This window comes from Streptomyces sp. NPDC048415, assembly GCF_040651675.1.
Taxonomy (GTDB): Bacteria; Actinomycetota; Actinomycetes; order Streptomycetales; family Streptomycetaceae; genus Streptomyces.
Genome location: NZ_JBEZKJ010000105.1, coordinates 1 through 16,831, shown reverse-complemented (window position 1 = coordinate 16,831; position 16,831 = coordinate 1). Strand labels below are relative to the sequence as shown.

The window sequence follows — 16,831 nt, the reverse complement described above, 5'->3', positions numbered from 1 at the left end:
CTGCCTTTCGCGATCCCCATGTGAGACAGATTGACTCACAAAGACTCTATGAGTCAACTTGTCTCATAGTGACCTGCGCCACACCGGTTTCAGTTCAAAGGTGTGCGGTGATCAGACCGGTGGCACCCGCACCAGACTGCGAGCCGATCGGTTCGTGCCGACAGGTTCCGTCGAGTGCCGCTGAAGCGACGGAGAACCAGAGGCGACAGGACCTCGCAGCTGTTCATAGGTGCGAAGGACTGCCATCCGAATCAGCCCCGGCCGAACGGCGGACATCCAGCCACGCCGGGGGCTCAACGACGCTAGGACCAGCCCCGCATAGCGGCATCCACGACGGCGTCCACGGTGTCACGCCCTAGGCGGTTCCCGGCGAGAAAGCGCTCGAAGAACAGGGGACCCGCGGTAGCCATGGCAAAGGTCTCGGGAGTGACGTCGGACCGGAGCTGGCCGCGCTCCACGGCCGCGGCGACAGCGGGACGCAGAGCATCGGCGATCTGGTTCAGCAGCGACTCCCGCAGGCGGCGCATGCCCTCGTCATGCCGTGAGCCTCCGAGGACTGCAGCAAGGACGGCACCCGCTTGCTCGTCGTCCCACCGCTCGGCAAGCACACTCAGGCGGTGAACGAGCTCCGCTCTCGGATCGTTGCCCGAAGCGGCCCGAAGCTCCTCAGGCATCGGAGGTAGAGGCGGCATGCCGGCTTCCAGCGCGGCCAGGCGGAGGTCAAGAAGGTTGGGCCAGTGCCTATAGACGGTGGCTCTGCCAACGCCGGCGCGGGCGGCAACCGCTTGATGCGTTACGGCCTCCAGCCCGCCTTCCGTGAGCAATGCGGTGGCCGCCGAGACCATGGCGTCACGACTGCGCAGCAGGCGTGGATCGGTTCTGTCTTCCACCTCTCTGTTCCCTTCTGTGAGACAACACGGCTTGCAGCTTACTATGGGACATTACGTCTCAGAGAGGGGGAAGGGGCCAGTCGCAGAGAACTGCGGGACTCTCCCGAAGGCTGCCCCGTCAAAGGTGCCCGGACACTCTCCCCTTTGATTGCTCGTGCACGGCACCTGTTGCAGCAGGTGACTGCAGCACACGGCCTGCGCCCTTCGCAGACAGACCCGTTCGTTGGTCACATGTGAACGACAGGTGCGGCGTTCCCGTCCTGCTGGGGCGCACCACGGCGGTAGAGCAAGGCGGTCACGACCAGGCCGATGACGAAGATGGCCGCCGACCACCAGTAGGCGGTGGAGTAGCCCTCGATGCCGGCCTGGGCCAGGACGCCGGGATTCTTGGGGTTGCGGCCGGAGAGGTAGTCGGTGACGGCGTCGGAGGCCATCGTGCTGAGCAGGGCGACGCCGATGGATCCGCCGACCTGCTGGACGGTGTTGACGGCGGCGGACGCGACCCCGGCATCGGCCGCGGCCACGCCGGATGTGGCCAGGCTCATCGCGGGCGCGATAACCGCGCCCAGCCCGACGCCGACGAGCACCAGCTGTGGCAGTACCTGCGTCACGTATCCGCTGTTCAGGTCCAGCGCGGTCATCCAGACCAGGCCGGCGGCCGCAATGGCCATGCCCAGCGGTACCACCGGCTTGGGGCCTATGCGCGGCACCAGGACGTTGTTGACCACAGCGGAGGCGGACGACGATGCCACGATCATGGGCAGGAAGGCGAAGCCGGTCTTCAATGCGCTGTAACCGAGGCTCTGCTGCAGGTAGTAGGTCAGGAACAGGAACACGCCGAACAGGCCCGCGCCGGTGACGAAGAGGGCGGCGAAGGAGGCGCCGCGATTACGGTCCAGCAGGACCCGCAGGGGCAGCAGAGGATATGCCGCCCTGCTCTGCCGCCAGACGAAGAGGGCCACCAGTACGGCACCGGCTGCCAGCAGGCCGCAGGTCGCCACCGAACTCCAGCCGTGCGTCTCGGCGTTCGAGAAACCGTAGACCAGACAGAACAGGCCGGCGGAGACCAGCAGGGTGCCGGGGATGTCGAGCTTCGAGGACGTGTCCCGCGGGGTGCGGTGCAGCAGGGCTGCGCCACCGACGAACGTCACCACCGCGAAGACCACGTTGACGTACATGGTCCAGCGCCAGTCCAGGTACTCGGTCAGCACCCCGCCAAGGATCAGGCCGATGGCTCCACCCGCACCGGCGACCGAGCCTGCGACGGTGAAGGCCTTCGCCCGCTCGCGCGGATCGGTGAAGGTGGTCATCAGGAGCGACAGCGCGGCCGGGGCTAGCAGGGCAGCGAACAGGCCCTGGACCGCGCGCGCAGCGACGAGCATGCCGAAACCGTTCGCCGCGCCTCCAAGCATGGAAGCGGCCGCGAAGCCGGTCAGACCCACCAGGAAGGTCACCTTCCGCCCGACAAGGTCTGCGACCCGGCCGCCGAGCAGCAGCAGGCTGCCGAAGGCCAGCGCGTAGGCGGTGACCACCCACTGCCGGTCGGTGTCCGAGAAACCAAGGTCGCGCTGGGCGGACGGCAGAGCGATGTTCACGATGGTGCCGTCGAGGACTCCCATCAGCTGGGCAAGGGAAATGACCATCAGAATCCACCAGCGGCGCCGGTGCGACGGGTCGACAGGCACATTCTCCGGTGTGGTCTCAGCGCCGCGAGCGGCGGTGACGGTGTTCTGTGACATGGGGACAGCCCTCCAGGCAGCGGACGGGGGGTATGGCGGAAAGAGAAAGGGACAACAACAGGCGGAGAGATCAGGTACGGCTGCGGGACGGCGTGGCCGCTTCGGTGAACGGTTCGCGCGGGTGCTCCAGTTCGATGAGGCCGACGGCCTCCCGCTTCAGGAGTGACGCCAGGATCCAGTCCACGAACACGCGTATCTTGCGGTTCAGCGTCGGCACACGCCTGCCGTGGTAGGGGCGGTGGAACCACCACGCCGGGCGACCCTTGAGTTTGATCCGTTGAAGAGGGTCGCGACGCCCTTATGGAGGCCGAGGCCGGCCACCGCGCCCAGGTTCCTGTGCCGGTACCCCTTCGGCGGACGGCCGCGCAGAGCCGCGATCAAGTTGTCGGCGAACACCGAGGCCTGACGTACTGCGTGCTGCGCATTGGGCGGGCTCCACGCGCCCTCTTCGGCGGCCAGATCGGGCACCTGGGCGTTGTCGCCCGCGGCCCGCACATGGTCGAGGCCCCTGACCTGGAGGGTGGGCAGGGTGTCGACGTGGCCATGCGGGCCGAGCGGCAGGTCGAAATGGGCCAAGACCGGGTTGGGGCGGACGCCGGCTGTCCACACGATTGTGGAAGCGTCCGCCTCGACACCGTTCGCGAGGACCACGTGCTGGTCGACGCGGGACTCCATGGAGGTCTCGGGGTGCATTCTCCGCCGCCACCGTGGCGGCCACGAGTCGCCTGCGACTAGCGTTCAAGGTCCCGGAGGGGGGTGGGGGGTTGGCGCCTCCTCCGGGGGTGTGGGGGTGGGTCAGCTGGCGGCCTGGGCGAGCAGGGGCTGGAGGGCCGGGTGCTGGAGGGCCTCCTCGGCGGCGGGGTCGTCCAGGACCTCCTGGAAGGCGGCGTTGATCCGCTCGGCCTTGGTGATCTCCGACATCGTCAGGGAGCTGACCGGGTTCCAGTAGGCGGTGGCCTTCTGCTGCCCGTCCTGCAGGATCCACCTCATGCCGGCCATGTTCGCGATGATGTGCTCGTCGAAGCCCTCGCGCGTCTTGTCGCCCGTGAGCGACTCAAGGCCGCCGGACTTCTCGATCCACGGGGCGATCTTGGTGTCCCACTCGGTGGTGTGCTGCATCCAGTCCACGAAGTGCTCGAAGCCGACGGTCAGGAACGCGTCGTCGATGTAGGGCACCCACTCGGTCTCGAAGGTGGTGGCCCACAGCAGCTCCGTGCCGTTGTTGAAGATCACGTGGCGGGTGTCACGCAGACCGGTCTTGATGGTGGCGGCCATGGGGGCCTGCTTCAGGGCCTCGACCATCCGCTGGCAGGCCGCCGCGCACTCCTGCTCGCGTCCCGGCTTGATGTGGAAGTACGTGGCCATCTCCGAAACGACACCGTCGGTGGCGCCCTTGCCCGCCTTCTTCGTGACCGTAGCGTTCATGACTTCCTCCATGAGAGACCCTGTGCGCGAATGCGATGGCATTGGCGACATCTGCGGATAGGAGCGGGATCTGCCTTTCGCGATCCCCATGTGAGACAGATTGACTCACAAAGACTCTATGAGTCAACTTGTCTCATAGTGACCTGCGCCACACCGGTTTCAGTTCACATACGGCCACAGGGGCAGGCGGCCCTGGTGTTCGCGAGCCACCCTCGGCGCACCGACCGAGGGCGGCATCAGTAGAGAGTCCCGACGGCCGCACGGCCGCCGGTCCGCCGCAAGCCACATCTTGACTGCTCAGCAGGCCGGCACGCCCTGGTCGCGACCAGATCCCGCGAGCTGCACCTCGGCGCCGCATCCCCAGCGTTCGACATTTCCGGACATTCTCTGGTATCACTGTACTTCCATACGACGTATGGAACGGAACGGAGCGCCGCCGAATCGGCGGCCTCCGCTTCGACTGATGGCCGCCGGCTGCGCCCTCACGAGGGGTGAACTCGCCGATACGGCTTCGACATAGATGGCGCGCACCGCATCACCTGCACAGCAATCGCTGGGTTTGCGGACGACGCCAACACGAAGGAGATAACCATGAGGAAGCTCACGAAGCGCATTTCTCTCGCTGCCGCCTCCGCCGCGGTCGCGGGTGGCGCCATTCTCGGCGCCGGGGGCGCCGCCTCGGCCGCGGTTCCTGAGTCTGCGCACGTGCAGCGCCCGGCCGTCAGCGTCAAGGCCGACGACTACCGCGGGGACCGCGGTGTCGCCTACCGGCACAACTCCGAGGAGGACTACCGCCGGGACGGATACAGCACCCGACAGCACAGCGACCGCTTCACCGCCTCGGACCGGTACGACCGCCGCGGTCACTTCTACTACTGGGACGACGAGGACCGCAGCTGGAAGCACGACAGGAACCACCGCTACGACTGGGACCGGCACAACCACGACTCGAACCGGTACGACCGTGACTGGGACCGATACGACCACGCCTCGAAGCAGTACGACCACGACTCGAACCGGTCCGACAACGACTGAGGCCGCGACAACCGGTGAGACAGGCGCCGTCGGCACGGGTGGGCTCAGACCGTGCACGTCGCCGTGACAACCGCTAGCGGTAGGGAGGCGGACGCCGATCTCAGGATCGGCAACCCCTGACCGCACCCGGGAGGCAGGCAGGAGGGGCTCAACGGCACCCTCCTGCCTGCACCTGTCGGCATTCCATACGACGTACGGAACAGGTAATACCGTACAGCGCATGAAACATCCGCGCCGACTTCGTCCGGCCGGAAGACCCCTCCGGGGGGCCTCACGGGTCTGCTCGTCGGAGTGGGCAGCAGCACTGACGAGAGCCGCGGCCGGCGACGAGGCGAGAACGGCTGCTGCGCCGCGATATCCGCGCACCTTGATCACGTTCTTTCAGAAGCGAGGGAAGACCGCACATGACAGCCGCGCCCACGGCCACCGGCGGCCTCCGCTCCCGATGGCGACGCATATCCGGCTCGATGAGCCGCGCCGAGTGGGGCCGCGCAGCCGGGATGGCCGCCTTCATCATCGTGCTTCACGTCATCGGGTGGTTCACGCTGGTGGCGATCGTGACCCCGGAGCACTACAGCCTGGGTACCAAGGGCTTCGGAATCGGCATCGGGGTGAGCGCCTACACCCTGGGCATGCGGCACGCGTTCGACGCCGACCACATCGCCGCGATCGACAACACCACCCGCAAACTCATGGACGAGGGTCGACGTCCCTTGTCGGTCGGCTTCTGGTTCTCCCTGGGGCACTCCAGCGTCGTGTTCGTGCTGGCCCTACTGCTCTCCCTGGGCGTCAAATCCCTTGCCGCACCGGTCCGCGAGGACAACTCCGAGCTGCACCACGTCACCGAGCTGATCGGCACGGCCGTCTCCGGGACGTTCCTCTACCTCATCGCCGTCATCAACATCGTCATCCTTGCTGGCATCTGGAAGGTGTTCCGGCAGATGCGGTCCGGCCACTTCGACGAGGCCGCGCTGGAGCAGCAGCTCAACAACCGCGGCCTCATCAACCGCCTACTGGGACGTGTGATGAAGTCGGTCAACAAGCCGTGGCAGATGTATCCACTCGGCCTGCTGTTCGGTCTCGGTTTCGACACCGCCACCGAGGTCGCTCTGCTGGTGCTGGCTGGCTCCGGAGCAGCCTCCGGCCTGCCCTGGTACGCCATCCTCTGCCTGCCGGTCCTTTTCGCGGCAGGCATGAGCCTGCTGGACACCATCGACGGTTCTTGCATGAACTTCGCCTATGACTGGGCCTTTTCCAAGCCGGTACGGAAGGTCTACTACAACCTCACCATCACCGGCCTGTCCGTCGCCGTCGCGCTGATCATCGGCACAGCCGAGCTGCTGGGCCTGCTCGCCGACAGGGCCAGCCTGCACGGCGCGTTCTGGGACTGGATCAGCGGCCTGGACCTGAACACCGTCGGCTTCGTCATCGTCGGCCTGTTCTTCGCCACATGGGCGGCTGCCCTGGCCGTGTGGAAGCTCGGCCGTATCGAGGAGAAGTGGACCGCCGGGATGCGGCCCGCCGAGCAACAGGTCGACTGACAGCGGGGAAGCGTGAGCTCGGCCGGGAGCGCGCTTGTCGTCACGGGGCCCGTCGGCGCCCTGGTCCCGTTCTCGTGTCCTGACACCTCTGCGGCAAATCCGTCATAGCCACCTCGGTGAAAAAATGGGCGCCGGTACTCGGAAGAGCACCGGCGCCCACGGCATCGCGCCTCTCACCTGCCGCGCGGCGGCAGTGCCGTCAGGCCCAGGCGACGGCGTGCTCGACGGGCACCCGGGGCAGCCGGGGGAAACACGGGTCGGCACCGGGGTGACCTATGTTGACCACCAGTTGCGAGCGCCAGCTGGTACCGGAGAAGAACTCCCCGTCCACGCCGGCCTTGTCGAAGCCCGCCATGGGACCAGCTGCGAGACCCGCCGCGCGGACCGCGAGCAGGAAGACCCCGGTCTGCAGTGCCGAGTTGTAGGCGGCAAGGCTCTCGCGCGCGTCGATCTGGTCGGCGAACGCCGCTCGCAGCATGTCGCCGCGAGCCGGGAAGACTGTCGGCATCTGCTCGTGGAAGTCGACGTCGTACGCCAGGATCGCCACGGCCGGCGCACTGAGCGTCTTGGCCCTGTTGCCCTCGTCGAGATGCCGGACGAGTCGCTCCTTGCCCTCTCGGGTCCGCACGAAGAGCACGCGCAGAGGCTGGCCGTTGGCGGCGCTCGGCGACCAGCGGGCGAGTTCCCAGATCATGGCCAGTTCGTCGTCGGCAACGGCCACCTCGGCGAAGGTGTTCGCGGTGCGGGCCTCGGTGAACAGCACCTTTCGTCCGGCGTCATCGAGGACATCGAGGGCCTGCGGTTCGCGGTCGGTCATGGTCATCATTTCTCTCTTACTTCGGTTGTGTGTGGTGCCCCGGCACCACCCCGTGGGGACGGGCTTTGCGGAGCCGGGCGGGGCACAAGGACCCGGTGCTGTCACGCGGGCTTGTGGTCCCCAGGCCGACGTCATGTGTCGCGTGCTGACCGCTTGTTCCGCTCCGCGCCCAGGCGGGCGAAGTAGGCGATCAGGTCGGGGTTGTCGACCGCCTCGGGGTTCAGGACTTGCTCGGCGGGGGCACCCTGGAGCAGGCGCTTGACGGGAATCTCGAGCTTCTTGCCGGTCTTCGTGTGCGGGAGGGCCCGTACGGCGAGGATCTCGTCGGGGACGTGGCGGGGTGAGGCGCCGGTGCGGATAGCGTCGCGGATCCGGACGCGCAGGGAATCGTCCAGGTCGACCCCGTCGGCGAGGACCACGAAGAGCGGCATCCAGTAGCCGCCGTCGGGTTCCTCCGCGCCGATGACGAGGGCCTCGGTGATCTCGGGGAGGCGTTCGACGACGTCGTGGATGTCGGCACTGCCCAGGCGCACGCCGTTGCGGTTGAGGGTGGCGTCGGAGCGGCCGTGGACGATCACCGAGCCGTGCGAGGTGAGTGTGATCCAGTCGCCGTGCCGCCACACACCGGGGTAGGCGCCGAAGTAGGCGTCGCGGTAGCGGCTGCCGCCCGGGTCGTTCCAGAAGTGCAGCGGCATGGACGGCATGGGCCGGGTGACGACCAGCTCGCCGACCTGGTCGAGGACAGCGGTGCCCGTCGCGTCGTAGGCGGCCAGCGCCACTCCGAGGCTGGGGGCGGACAGCTCCCCCGCCCAGACGGGGGTCGTGGAGGCGCTGCCGGCGAAGCCGGAGACGATGTCCGTGCCGCCGCTGGTGGAGGCCAGCTGGACGCTGGCGCCCACGTGGTCGCTGACCCAGGGGTAGGCGGAGGCGGGCAGCGCGGAGCCGGTGCAGCCGACGACGCGGATGGCCGACAGGTCGTGCGCGGAGGGTTCGACACCCAGTTTGGCCATGGTCAGCAGGTACTGGGGGCTGGTGCCGAAGACGGTGACGCGGTGGCGGGACGCCAGCTCCCACAGGACGTCGGGGCGGGCGAGCGGTACCGGGCTGCCGTCGTAGGTGCAGGTGGTGGCACCGGTCAGCAGGGTGGAGACGACCAGGTTCCACATCATCCAGTGGGTGGTGGTGTACCACAGCAGGCGGTCCCCGGTGCCCAGATCGGTGTGCAGGCCGAGGGTCTTGAGGTGTTCGAGCAGGACCCCGCCGTGCCCGTGGACGATGCCCTTGGGCAGTCCGGTGGTGCCGGAGGAGAAGACGACCCACAGGGGGTGGTCGAACGGCATCGGGGCGATGGTGAGGTATTCGACACGGCTGACCGCGTCCTCCCAGGTAACCGTCAGCCCCGAGTCCCCGCCCTCGGGCCAGGCAAGGCCCACGTGGTCCACGAGCACCGTGGCCTTCAGCGTCGGCAGGGCGGCGGCGAGGTCGAGCGAGGCGGCACGGCGGTCGTGGGTGGTGCCGTTGAAGAGGTAGCCGTCCGCGGTGATGAGCACCGTGGGTTCGAGCTGGGCGAAGCGGTCGGCGGCGGCCTTGGGTGCGTAGTCTTGGCCGCACACCGACCACACCGCGCCCAGGCTTGCGGTGGCGAGGAAGGCGATGACGGCGTGGGGGGTGTTGGGCAGATAGCCCACCACCCGGTCGCCCTGTCCGACGCCCAGGTCGCGCAGGCTGGCAGCGATGGAGGCGACCCGGGCGCGCAGCTCCCGGCCCGTGATCTCATAGCAGGCTCCGGTCTCGTCCAGGGCGGTGATCGCGGGAGCGTCCGGCTGCAGGTTGCGCAGCGCGTGATGGGCGTAGTTGAGGGTGGCGCCGGGGAACCAGCGGGCGCCGGGCATGGTCTCCTCGGCCAGCACCCGCTCGTACTCGGTCGTCGCGTCGATGTCGAAGTACTCCCACACCGCGGCCCAGAATCCTTCGAGGTCGGTGACGGACCACTGGTACAGGGCTCGGTAGTCCGTGGGGTCCTGGATCCCTTCGGCGCCCCGGTGCCGGGCCGCCCATCGGGCGAAGTCCGCGATGCGGCTGTGGGCGGCCGACTTCGGGTCGGGAGTGAAGAAGGGTTCCGGATACTGCTCAGGGCGCGGGGTGGTCATGGTGTGGAGCTCCTCGTCAGGCGGGCCGGGCGTCGGCGGTATGGCGGGCCGTGTGCAGCAGGGGGGCCCAGGCGACGGTGTCCGTGAAGTCGCCGGTGCCGGCCGGGACGGTGTCCATCACGACCCGGTCGGGGCGCAGCAGGACGGCGTCGGCGCGGCCGCGGGCCAGCCAGCCGGCCAGGGTGCCGTCGTCGCCCAGATCGTCGACGCGGACCGTCGGGGCGCCCAGTGCCGTGGCCACGGCCGTCATCTGCGCCGTGGGTGGCACGGCGGTCAGGACGGCGAAGGAGTCCCCGAGGACGTCATCGAGGCGCACTCGCCTGCCGTCGTGGCGTACCCAGGGCTGCGGGCAGAAGGTGCCGGCCAGCATGCGGCCGGTCAGTCTGGGGCGGCGCCGTACGAGTGGACCGGCGGTCAGGGCGGGACTGAGGTCACGGCTCACCGCCGCGGTCACACCGGGGATGCGACAGGCCGTGCCCACGACGGCCCGGCGGAACGCCGCACCGCGGTCCTGTCCGCCGGTCATGGCCCAGCCGACGGCGACCGCCACGCGGATCACATGGCGGGCGTGCGGCTTACGCTCGCGTTCGTAGGTGTCCAGCAGCCCCTCGTGTGCGCCCCGTTGGAGCACCCGGGCGAGCTTCCAGGTGAGGTTTTGGGCGTCGCGCAGGCCCGCGCACAGTCCCTGCCCGACGAAGGGCGGGGTGAGGTGGGCGGCGTCGCCCAGCAGGAAGACGCGCCCCCTGCGCCACCGGTCGGCGAGGCGGGCCCGGAAGGTGTACTGCGCCTGCCGCACCACCTCGAAGTCGTCGCCCTGCGAGGCGTCGGGCGGCAGGTCCACCCAGGGGGCGACCAGCTCGCGCAGGCGCTCCCATCCGTCCGGGCCGTCCAGGTTCTGGTCGTCGGCCAGCCGGAACTCCCAGCGGTAGCGGTCCTCGCCGACGCGCATGAAGGTGGCCGGCCGGGTGGGAGAGCAGATCTGCTCGGCGCCTTCCCAGGTGCGCACAGGGCGGCTGGTGCGCACGTCGATGACCCGCCAGTTCTCCTCGAAGTGCAGGTCCTCCCACACGGCGCCGATGGCGTCACGGGTGAGACTGCCCGCACCGTCGCTACCGAGGACGGCATCGGCCCACAGGTGCTCCTCCTCGTCGCTGCCGTCGCGACGGAAAGTGACCCGGACCGGACCTGTCGCATCGTTCGGTCCATCGGTGTCCCGTGCGACGGACTGGGTGACGGACGCGACCTCCACCCCGCTCCACAGCTCGCACTCCGGTCGGCGCGCCAGGGCGTCACGCAGCAGGCGTTCCAGCTCGGGCTGGTCGAACATGCTGGTCTGCGGGAAACCGTGGTGTCCGTGCATGGCCCGCGGGAATTCGGCGATCACGCGGCGCCCGACGTCCAGCAGCCGCAGTCCGGGCGCCGGTCGCGCGAGGGCGGCGAACCCCTCGTGGACACCGACGCTCTGCAGGATCCGGCGGATCTCGTCGTCCACGACGACGGCGCGCGGCAGGGGGTAGATGTCCCGGTGACGTTCGAGGACCAAGCTGCGCACTCCGTGCCGGGCGAGCAGCAGGGCGGCCATGACCCCGACGGGTCCCGCACCGATGATCACCACCGGTCTCCGGGATGCGGCTTTCATGATGCGTCCGCAATGGGGGTCCGCTGCTCGCCGAGGTCGATCCGTCCGTCCGGGGTGGCGATCGTGGCGGTGATGAGGTCACCGTTGCGCAGGTACTTGGGGTTCTTGGCCTGGCCCTTGAAGAACGCCTTCCACTTCAGTGCGGGCGGCAGCAGCGCAGCGATCTTCTCGGCCGCCTTGGGCGGGGCCTTCAGGGCCGTGCCGCCGGGAGTGCCGGTCAGCAGCAGGTCGCCCGGGGCGAGGGTCTGGAAGCGGGCGAGCAGGGTGAGCGCCTGTGCGGGGCGTACGATCATGTCGGCCAGCGTGCGGTCCTGGCGCGACACGCCGTTGACCGACAGCCGCAGCCGCAGATTCAGCAGATGGGCGAAGTCCTCGGGCTCCAGCAGGGTCAGGTACGGACCCGTCGGTGTGAAGGTCGGGTAGGACTTGCTCTCGTAGAACTGGGTCTTGGTCAGCTGTACGTCACGGGCGCTGACGTCGTTGGTCAGGACGAGCCCGGCGACATACGACGGCAGGTCCCGCTCCTCCACCACAGTGCCCACCGGCAGGGTCGCGCCCATGACGAGGCCGAGTTCCACCTCGTAGTCGAGGAACTTCACGTGCGCGGGGCGGATGACCGGGGCATGAGGGCCGCTGACCGAGCCGGACGCCTTGCGGAAGAAGGTGGGCGGGATGTCGCCGGTGAAGCCCGACTCCTTGGCGTGGCTGCGGTAGTTGACCATCTGGGCGACCACACGGCACGGGGTGGTGACCGGAGACAGCGCCACCAGGTCGGCGACAGGTGTCCCCGGCTCGTCGGAGGCGGCGGCTTCGCGGACCGCGTCCCGGTCGGCGAGCAGTTCGGCGGTGGTGACCGCCTTGGTCGCGATGCGGACGGCGCGCTCGCCCCGGACGACCCACCAGCCGTCGGTGGTACGCAGAACGTTGGTACTCATGAGCTCATCGCTTTCATCAGGCCCAGCAGGCGTGCGGGGTCGAGTTCGTTGTCGCCACGCAGGGCCGTCATGACCTCGCGCAGCTTGGCGGGGGAAGGGTTGGCGCCCAGGAAGTCGCGGGTGACCGGCGGGCCCCACTGGGCCAGGCCGCTCGCCGACATCGGTGCCCAGCCGGGCTCCAGGTCGCAGGAGAAGAGGTCGCCGTCGGCGAAGTGCTCCAGCATGAAGTGGTCGGGGTCGCGCCAGTAGTCGAACAGCTGGCTGCCCTGGATGTGCCGGCCGATGCCCCAACTGCGCTTGTAGCCGCGCTCGGCCAGGTACTCCCCACCGGCGGCGATCGCGTCGAGGTCGGTGACCTGGTAGGCCGAGTGGACGTAGCCGGTTCCGGGCCCCAGGTGCAGGGCCAGCGTGTGGTGATCGACAGCCACGCTCCCCTGGTCGCACCGGATGAACGTCATCGTCGGCCCGCGCCCGCGCTGCCCGTCCAGGAACAGGAAGTCGGACACGATCATCCCGAGGGTGTCCAGGTACCAGTCCAGGGTGCGGGCGAACACCCGTGTTTCCAGCACCACATGGCCCAGCCGCTGGATACGGGACGGCTCACGGGGCGGCCGCTGGGTGGCGTTCGTACGACGGTGATCCGTACCGAGGTTGAGGATCAGCGGCTCCTGCTCGGGCAACGCGGGCAGCTGCTCGGCGCAGTGCACGACCCGGACCGGCAGGCCCGAGGGATCGAGCAGGGCGACCGACTGCCCACCGCCCGGTACGCCGATGTCCCGGACGGTACTGCCGGTGGCGCTGGCCAGCCGGTCCAGGTCGGCCCGCTCGGCCACGCGAAACGCCGGCCCGATGAACCGGGACGCACGCCCCCGCCGCATGACCATGCAGGGTGATCCCGCGAAGGTGCCGCGCAGCCACAACTCCCCCTCGGTGCGGGCGGCGACCGCGAACCCGAAGTCACGCGCGAAGACCTCGGCCCGGTCCAGGTCCGGCTTCTCGAACTCAAGCCAGGCCAGATCCGCCACCTTGATCACGGGATTCCGGGAACGTCCGGGGTGCTCTCCGCTCAGGGCGCCCTGCTCACTGTGGAGGTCTTGGTGGGGCGTCTGGGGATCGGCCCTGTTAACACAGGTGTGGGACATGGTGTCCTCCAAGCAACACTGCTGTAATGAGGAAATCATCAACTTTGCCGGAACCCATCGTCAATAGGGTGGACCCAAATAATTGACAATCTCATCAGTAATGGCAGACTCATCGCGACGGTTGTTACACTCGCCGTATGCCGACGTCAGCCCCGCCCAAGAACCGCTTCGAGCGACGCCGAGCCGAAACCCGTCAGGCGCTCGTCCGCGCGGCCCGGCAGATCCTCGCGGAGACCGGGGACACCAGCGCCAGCATCCAGGCCATCGCCGAGCGCGCGGACGTCGGTTTCGGCTCCTTCTACAACCACTTCGAGTCCAAGACGGAGCTCTTCGACGCCGCGGTGACAGACGCCCTGGACGAGTTCGGGCAGGTCATCGACGAGCGCGTACAAGGAATCGACGACCCGGCCGAACTCGTCGCCGCGGGCTTCCGGCTCACCGCCCGCATGGCCGACTCCCACTCTGAACTCATGCGGATCCTTCGTGACCGCGGTCTGGCCTACATCCACTCCGACCGAGGACTTGCCCCGCGAGCCCTGCGCGACCTGGAGAACGGCATCACCTCGGGCCGCTTCACCTGCCGCAACGCGACAACCGCCCTGTCCGCCTTGGGCGGCACCCTGATGTCCCTCGTGGCGCTGCGACTGGCCCGTCCCGACCTCGACGGGGACGAGGCCGCCTCGGACCTGGCCGAGATGGTCCTGCGCATGCTGGGCGTCCCGCCGGACGACGCCCACGAGGTGACACGGCGGCCGCTGCCCGACCTCCGTTGACCCGCGCACCGACTGCGCCAGGCCCCGTGGACACCGAAAGGCCGTGGGCCTCACCCCGTCCGCCGGTGGCCGCACGGGCCCTTGCCCGCGACCACGCCCAGCCCGTGAGAGCGGGCTCTTCCCGGACACCGCGCAACCAGATGCGGCCGGCTGAGGCTTCGCAGTCCACCAGGGCGGCGTAACGTCGTCAGCGTGGACTTCATCGCGGACAGTCTCCTGTCCCGTGCCGCACATGAACTCAGCCCGCGAGCGGACGAGCTGATCCACGACGTAGAGCAATGCCTGCGGCGCGAGGTCCCCGAGCTGTGGGACGAACCCGACATCGCACAGATGACGAGGGATAACGTCGCCGAGCACGTCATCGCCATACTTTTCGGCATCGAGCACGGCATCGGGCCAAGGCTGATCGATCCGCCGGCCGCCGACGCAGAGCGCGCGCGTCGGCTGGCTCAGCGTGGAAAGCCGGTCACAGCGATGCTGCGCGCCTTCCCCCTCGCGCACGGCCGTGTCCTTGACCGGCTGCTCGAAGAGCTGCCCCGGCTCACCAGCGATGCCGAGTCGATCAACGCGGCGGCACGCAAGCTGATCGCACTGTCGATCGAGTACATGGACCGCACATCGGTGACGGGCGTCCTGGCCTTCCAGGTGGAGCGGGATCGCCGGGTGCAGTGGCGGCTGTCGGTGGTGAACGAGGCGAGCGCACGCGTCGGAACGACCCTGGACATCGCCCATACCGCACAGGAGTTGGCGGACCTGGCCACCGAGCGATTCGCCGACGCCGTCACCGTCGACCTCCTCGACACTTCTTCCGGAGAGGCCCCTCCTGCGAAGGGCACACTCATGGTCCGCCGGGTCGCCCAGCGGTCGGTGACGGACGGTTACCCCGAGACGACCTACCTGGAAGCGATCTACGGGGAATCGTCGGTGCCGCCGCAGCAGCTCCACAGGTATACGGACGGATCACCACCGGCTCGCGCCCTGGTCACCGGCCGGCCCTCACTGCACCACCTCGGCCCGTCCGCATCAATGCTGCTGGTACCGCTGTGCGCCCGTGGCACCACGCTGGGTGTCGCTCAGTTCTTCCGTCACCACACGCCCGGCGCGTACGGCGACGAGGACCTGCTCCTCGCCCAGGAGATCGCGGCCAGGGCGGCGGTGGCCATCGACAACGCCAGCCGATACACGCACGCGCGCGCCACCGCCCTCGCCCTCCAGCGCAGTCTGCTCCCGCGCAGTACACCCGCGCAGTCCGCCGTGGAGGTCGCCTGCCGTTACCTGCCTGCTGCCACCCAACTCGGCGTGGGCGGCGACTGGTACGACATCATCCCGCTGTCCGGTGCCCGGGTCGCACTCGTGGTGGGCGACGTGGTCGGCCACGGCATCCACGCCGCCGCCACCATGGGCCGGCTGCGGACCGCCGTGCGCACCCTGGCCGACATCGATCTGCCGCCCGACGAACTCCTCACGCACCTGGACGACGTCGTCATCCGCCTGTCCGCCGAAGTCTCTGCCAAAACGGACACCGAATCCGCGGGGGACATCGGAGCCACCTGCCTGTACGCCGTCTACGATCCCGTCGCCGGCCGCTGCACCCTCGCCCGCGCGGGCCACGTGCTGCCCGTCGTGATGACCCGGGACGGAACCGCCGACATCCTCGAGCTGCCCGCCGGCCCGCCACTCGGCCTGGGCGGCCTGCCGTTCGAGGCGGCAGAGATCGACCTGCCCGAGGGCAGTCTCCTCGCCCTCTACACCGACGGCCTGATCGAGGCCCTCGACCACGACATCGAGACGGGCCTCACCCGACTGTGCCACGCCCTCGCGCAGTCCTCCGCCTCCCTGGAGGCGACCTGCGACACCCTCCTCGAAGCGTTGCTGCCCGCAGACCGACCGCACGACGACGTGGCACTCCTCCTGGCCCGCACCCACACCCTCGGGGACCGTCAGGTCGCCACTTGGGACGTGGATGCCGACCCGGCCGAGGTCGCCCGGGCCAGAGCGAGAGTCTCCGAGCAGCTGACCACCTGGGGACTGGAGGAACTCGACTTCACCACCGAACTGGTCGTCAGCGAACTCGTCACCAACGCCATCCGCTACGGCCGGCCTCCCATCCAGCTGCGTCTCATCCACGATCGCACCCTCATGTGCGAGGTCGCGGATGCCGGCAGCACGACTCCGCACCTGCGCCGGGCCCGTGTCTTCGACGAGGGCGGGCGAGGTCTGTTCCTCGTCGCCCAACTCTCCGAGCACTGGGGAACGCGCCATGCCCGAAGTGGCAAGACAGTCTGGGCGGAGTGCGCCCTGGCCGCGCCGGAGCTCTTCTCGGACGCGGCAGCGCTGGACGTGGAGGGTATTCCCGGGGTCGTATGAGCACCATCTCGCCCGGCCCGCCGAGACGATCGCGAGGTTCCTCGGGGCTTCGACTGGCTGAAGATGCAGCGCCCGTCGGCGTACACCTGAACGCGGACAAGGAGTCACCTGATTCTCCACTTCGGCGTGGCGCTCACCGGGAGACCTCGCGTTCCGTTCCTCCCGCGGCGGCCAGTACATCGGTGCGTCCCACTCAGAGGTATCACCCGACTCGCCCTCCCGGCTTCACCTGCCCCGGAGTCGGTATGCCCCAGACCCGGATACCGGGAAGCCGTGGGCGGCCGGGGGGACGCCAACAACCGCGGCCCCCACCCCCAGCCCCCCCGGGGGGTTTTGGTACTTATTGTGGGTTATAAGGGGACGGGGATGGGGGGGGGA

General features: G+C 68.9%; 12 protein-coding genes and 1 pseudogene. 4 read left to right on the top strand and 9 right to left on the bottom strand.

Going from position 1 to position 16,831, the window contains the following annotated elements; genetic code table 11:
* Positions 1-302: 302 nt before the first annotated feature.
* The 4 genes and pseudogenes from AB0D27_RS38820 to AB0D27_RS38805 form a co-directional block, all read right to left on the bottom strand.
* A complete protein-coding gene (locus AB0D27_RS38820) occupies positions 303-890 on the bottom strand; it encodes a TetR/AcrR family transcriptional regulator (RefSeq protein WP_362518461.1) in 588 nt (195 codons plus the stop codon).
* A 227-nt stretch (positions 891-1,117) separates the two neighbouring features.
* Complete coding sequence (locus AB0D27_RS38815) at positions 1,118-2,629, bottom strand: MFS transporter (protein WP_362518458.1); 1,512 nt, start codon at positions 2,627-2,629, stop codon at positions 1,118-1,120.
* A 70-nt stretch (positions 2,630-2,699) separates the two neighbouring features.
* A pseudogene (locus AB0D27_RS38810) lies at positions 2,700-3,322 on the bottom strand (FAD-dependent oxidoreductase); the annotation flags it as partial.
* A 102-nt stretch (positions 3,323-3,424) separates the two neighbouring features.
* On the bottom strand, positions 3,425-4,054 hold the full coding sequence (locus AB0D27_RS38805) for a hypothetical protein (protein ID WP_362518456.1): 630 nt from the start codon (positions 4,052-4,054) through the stop codon (positions 3,425-3,427).
* A 591-nt stretch (positions 4,055-4,645) separates the two neighbouring features.
* Between AB0D27_RS38805 and AB0D27_RS38800 the strand changes: the two genes are divergently transcribed.
* Together AB0D27_RS38800 and AB0D27_RS38795 are read left to right on the top strand one after the other, a co-directional pair.
* On the top strand, positions 4,646-5,089 hold the full coding sequence (locus AB0D27_RS38800; RefSeq protein ID WP_362518453.1) for a hypothetical protein: 444 nt from the start codon (positions 4,646-4,648) through the stop codon (positions 5,087-5,089).
* A 467-nt stretch (positions 5,090-5,556) separates the two neighbouring features.
* On the top strand, positions 5,557-6,630 hold the full coding sequence (locus tag AB0D27_RS38795) for a HoxN/HupN/NixA family nickel/cobalt transporter (RefSeq protein ID WP_362518486.1): 1,074 nt from the start codon (positions 5,557-5,559) through the stop codon (positions 6,628-6,630).
* A gap of 199 nt (positions 6,631-6,829) precedes the next feature.
* Here the strand turns inward: AB0D27_RS38795 and AB0D27_RS38790 are convergent, their stop codons facing one another.
* The 5 genes from AB0D27_RS38790 to AB0D27_RS38770 form a co-directional block, all read right to left on the bottom strand.
* Positions 6,830-7,453, bottom strand: a complete 624-nt coding sequence (locus tag AB0D27_RS38790) for a malonic semialdehyde reductase (protein ID WP_362518483.1) — start codon at positions 7,451-7,453, stop codon at positions 6,830-6,832.
* A 125-nt stretch (positions 7,454-7,578) separates the two neighbouring features.
* Positions 7,579-9,597 carry an acetoacetate--CoA ligase gene (locus tag AB0D27_RS38785; RefSeq protein ID WP_362518450.1) on the bottom strand — a complete coding sequence of 673 codons (2,019 nt, stop codon included), beginning with the start codon at positions 9,595-9,597 and terminating at the stop codon, positions 7,579-7,581.
* A 16-nt stretch (positions 9,598-9,613) separates the two neighbouring features.
* Complete coding sequence (locus tag AB0D27_RS38780; protein ID WP_362518447.1) at positions 9,614-11,236, bottom strand: bifunctional 3-(3-hydroxy-phenyl)propionate/3-hydroxycinnamic acid hydroxylase; 1,623 nt, start codon at positions 11,234-11,236, stop codon at positions 9,614-9,616.
* Positions 11,233-12,171, bottom strand: a complete 939-nt coding sequence (locus AB0D27_RS38775; RefSeq protein WP_362518445.1) for a fumarylacetoacetate hydrolase family protein — start codon at positions 12,169-12,171, stop codon at positions 11,233-11,235. Before AB0D27_RS38775 ends, AB0D27_RS38780 begins: the two co-directional genes overlap by 4 nt.
* Entirely contained in the window at positions 12,168-13,313 is a 1,146-nt protein-coding gene (locus AB0D27_RS38770) for a VOC family protein (protein ID WP_362518442.1), read from the bottom strand. Before AB0D27_RS38770 ends, AB0D27_RS38775 begins: the two co-directional genes overlap by 4 nt.
* A 137-nt stretch (positions 13,314-13,450) precedes the next feature.
* On the opposite strand from AB0D27_RS38770, the gene AB0D27_RS38765 reads away from it, so the two are divergent.
* Positions 13,451-14,086 (top strand): TetR/AcrR family transcriptional regulator, encoded by a 636-nt coding sequence (locus AB0D27_RS38765; protein WP_362518439.1) that lies wholly within the window; start codon positions 13,451-13,453, stop codon positions 14,084-14,086.
* Between the two features lie 192 nt (positions 14,087-14,278).
* Positions 14,279-16,453, top strand: a complete 2,175-nt coding sequence (locus AB0D27_RS38760) for a SpoIIE family protein phosphatase (RefSeq protein WP_362518436.1) — start codon at positions 14,279-14,281, stop codon at positions 16,451-16,453.
* Positions 16,454-16,831: the final 378 nt, after the last annotated feature.

Excerpts from the sequence above, each read along its gene's own strand:
- AB0D27_RS38795 (WP_362518486.1), top strand. The coding sequence starts at position 5,557 with ATGAGCCGCGCCGAGTGGGGCCGCGCAGCCGGGATGGCCGCCTTCATC.
- AB0D27_RS38785 (WP_362518450.1), bottom strand. The coding sequence starts at position 9,597 with ATGACCACCCCGCGCCCTGAGCAGTATCCGGAACCCTTCTTCACTCCC.
- AB0D27_RS38790 (WP_362518483.1), bottom strand. The coding sequence starts at position 7,453 with ATGACCATGACCGACCGCGAACCGCAGGCCCTCGATGTCCTCGATGAC.
- AB0D27_RS38765 (WP_362518439.1), top strand. The coding sequence starts at position 13,451 with ATGCCGACGTCAGCCCCGCCCAAGAACCGCTTCGAGCGACGCCGAGCC.
- AB0D27_RS38775 (WP_362518445.1), bottom strand. The coding sequence starts at position 12,171 with ATGAGTACCAACGTTCTGCGTACCACCGACGGCTGGTGGGTCGTCCGG.
- AB0D27_RS38815 (WP_362518458.1), bottom strand. The coding sequence starts at position 2,629 with ATGTCACAGAACACCGTCACCGCCGCTCGCGGCGCTGAGACCACACCG.
- AB0D27_RS38800 (WP_362518453.1), top strand. The coding sequence starts at position 4,646 with ATGAGGAAGCTCACGAAGCGCATTTCTCTCGCTGCCGCCTCCGCCGCG.
- AB0D27_RS38780 (WP_362518447.1), bottom strand. The coding sequence starts at position 11,236 with ATGAAAGCCGCATCCCGGAGACCGGTGGTGATCATCGGTGCGGGACCC.
- AB0D27_RS38805 (WP_362518456.1), bottom strand. The coding sequence starts at position 4,054 with ATGAACGCTACGGTCACGAAGAAGGCGGGCAAGGGCGCCACCGACGGT.
- AB0D27_RS38770 (WP_362518442.1), bottom strand. The coding sequence starts at position 13,313 with ATGTCCCACACCTGTGTTAACAGGGCCGATCCCCAGACGCCCCACCAA.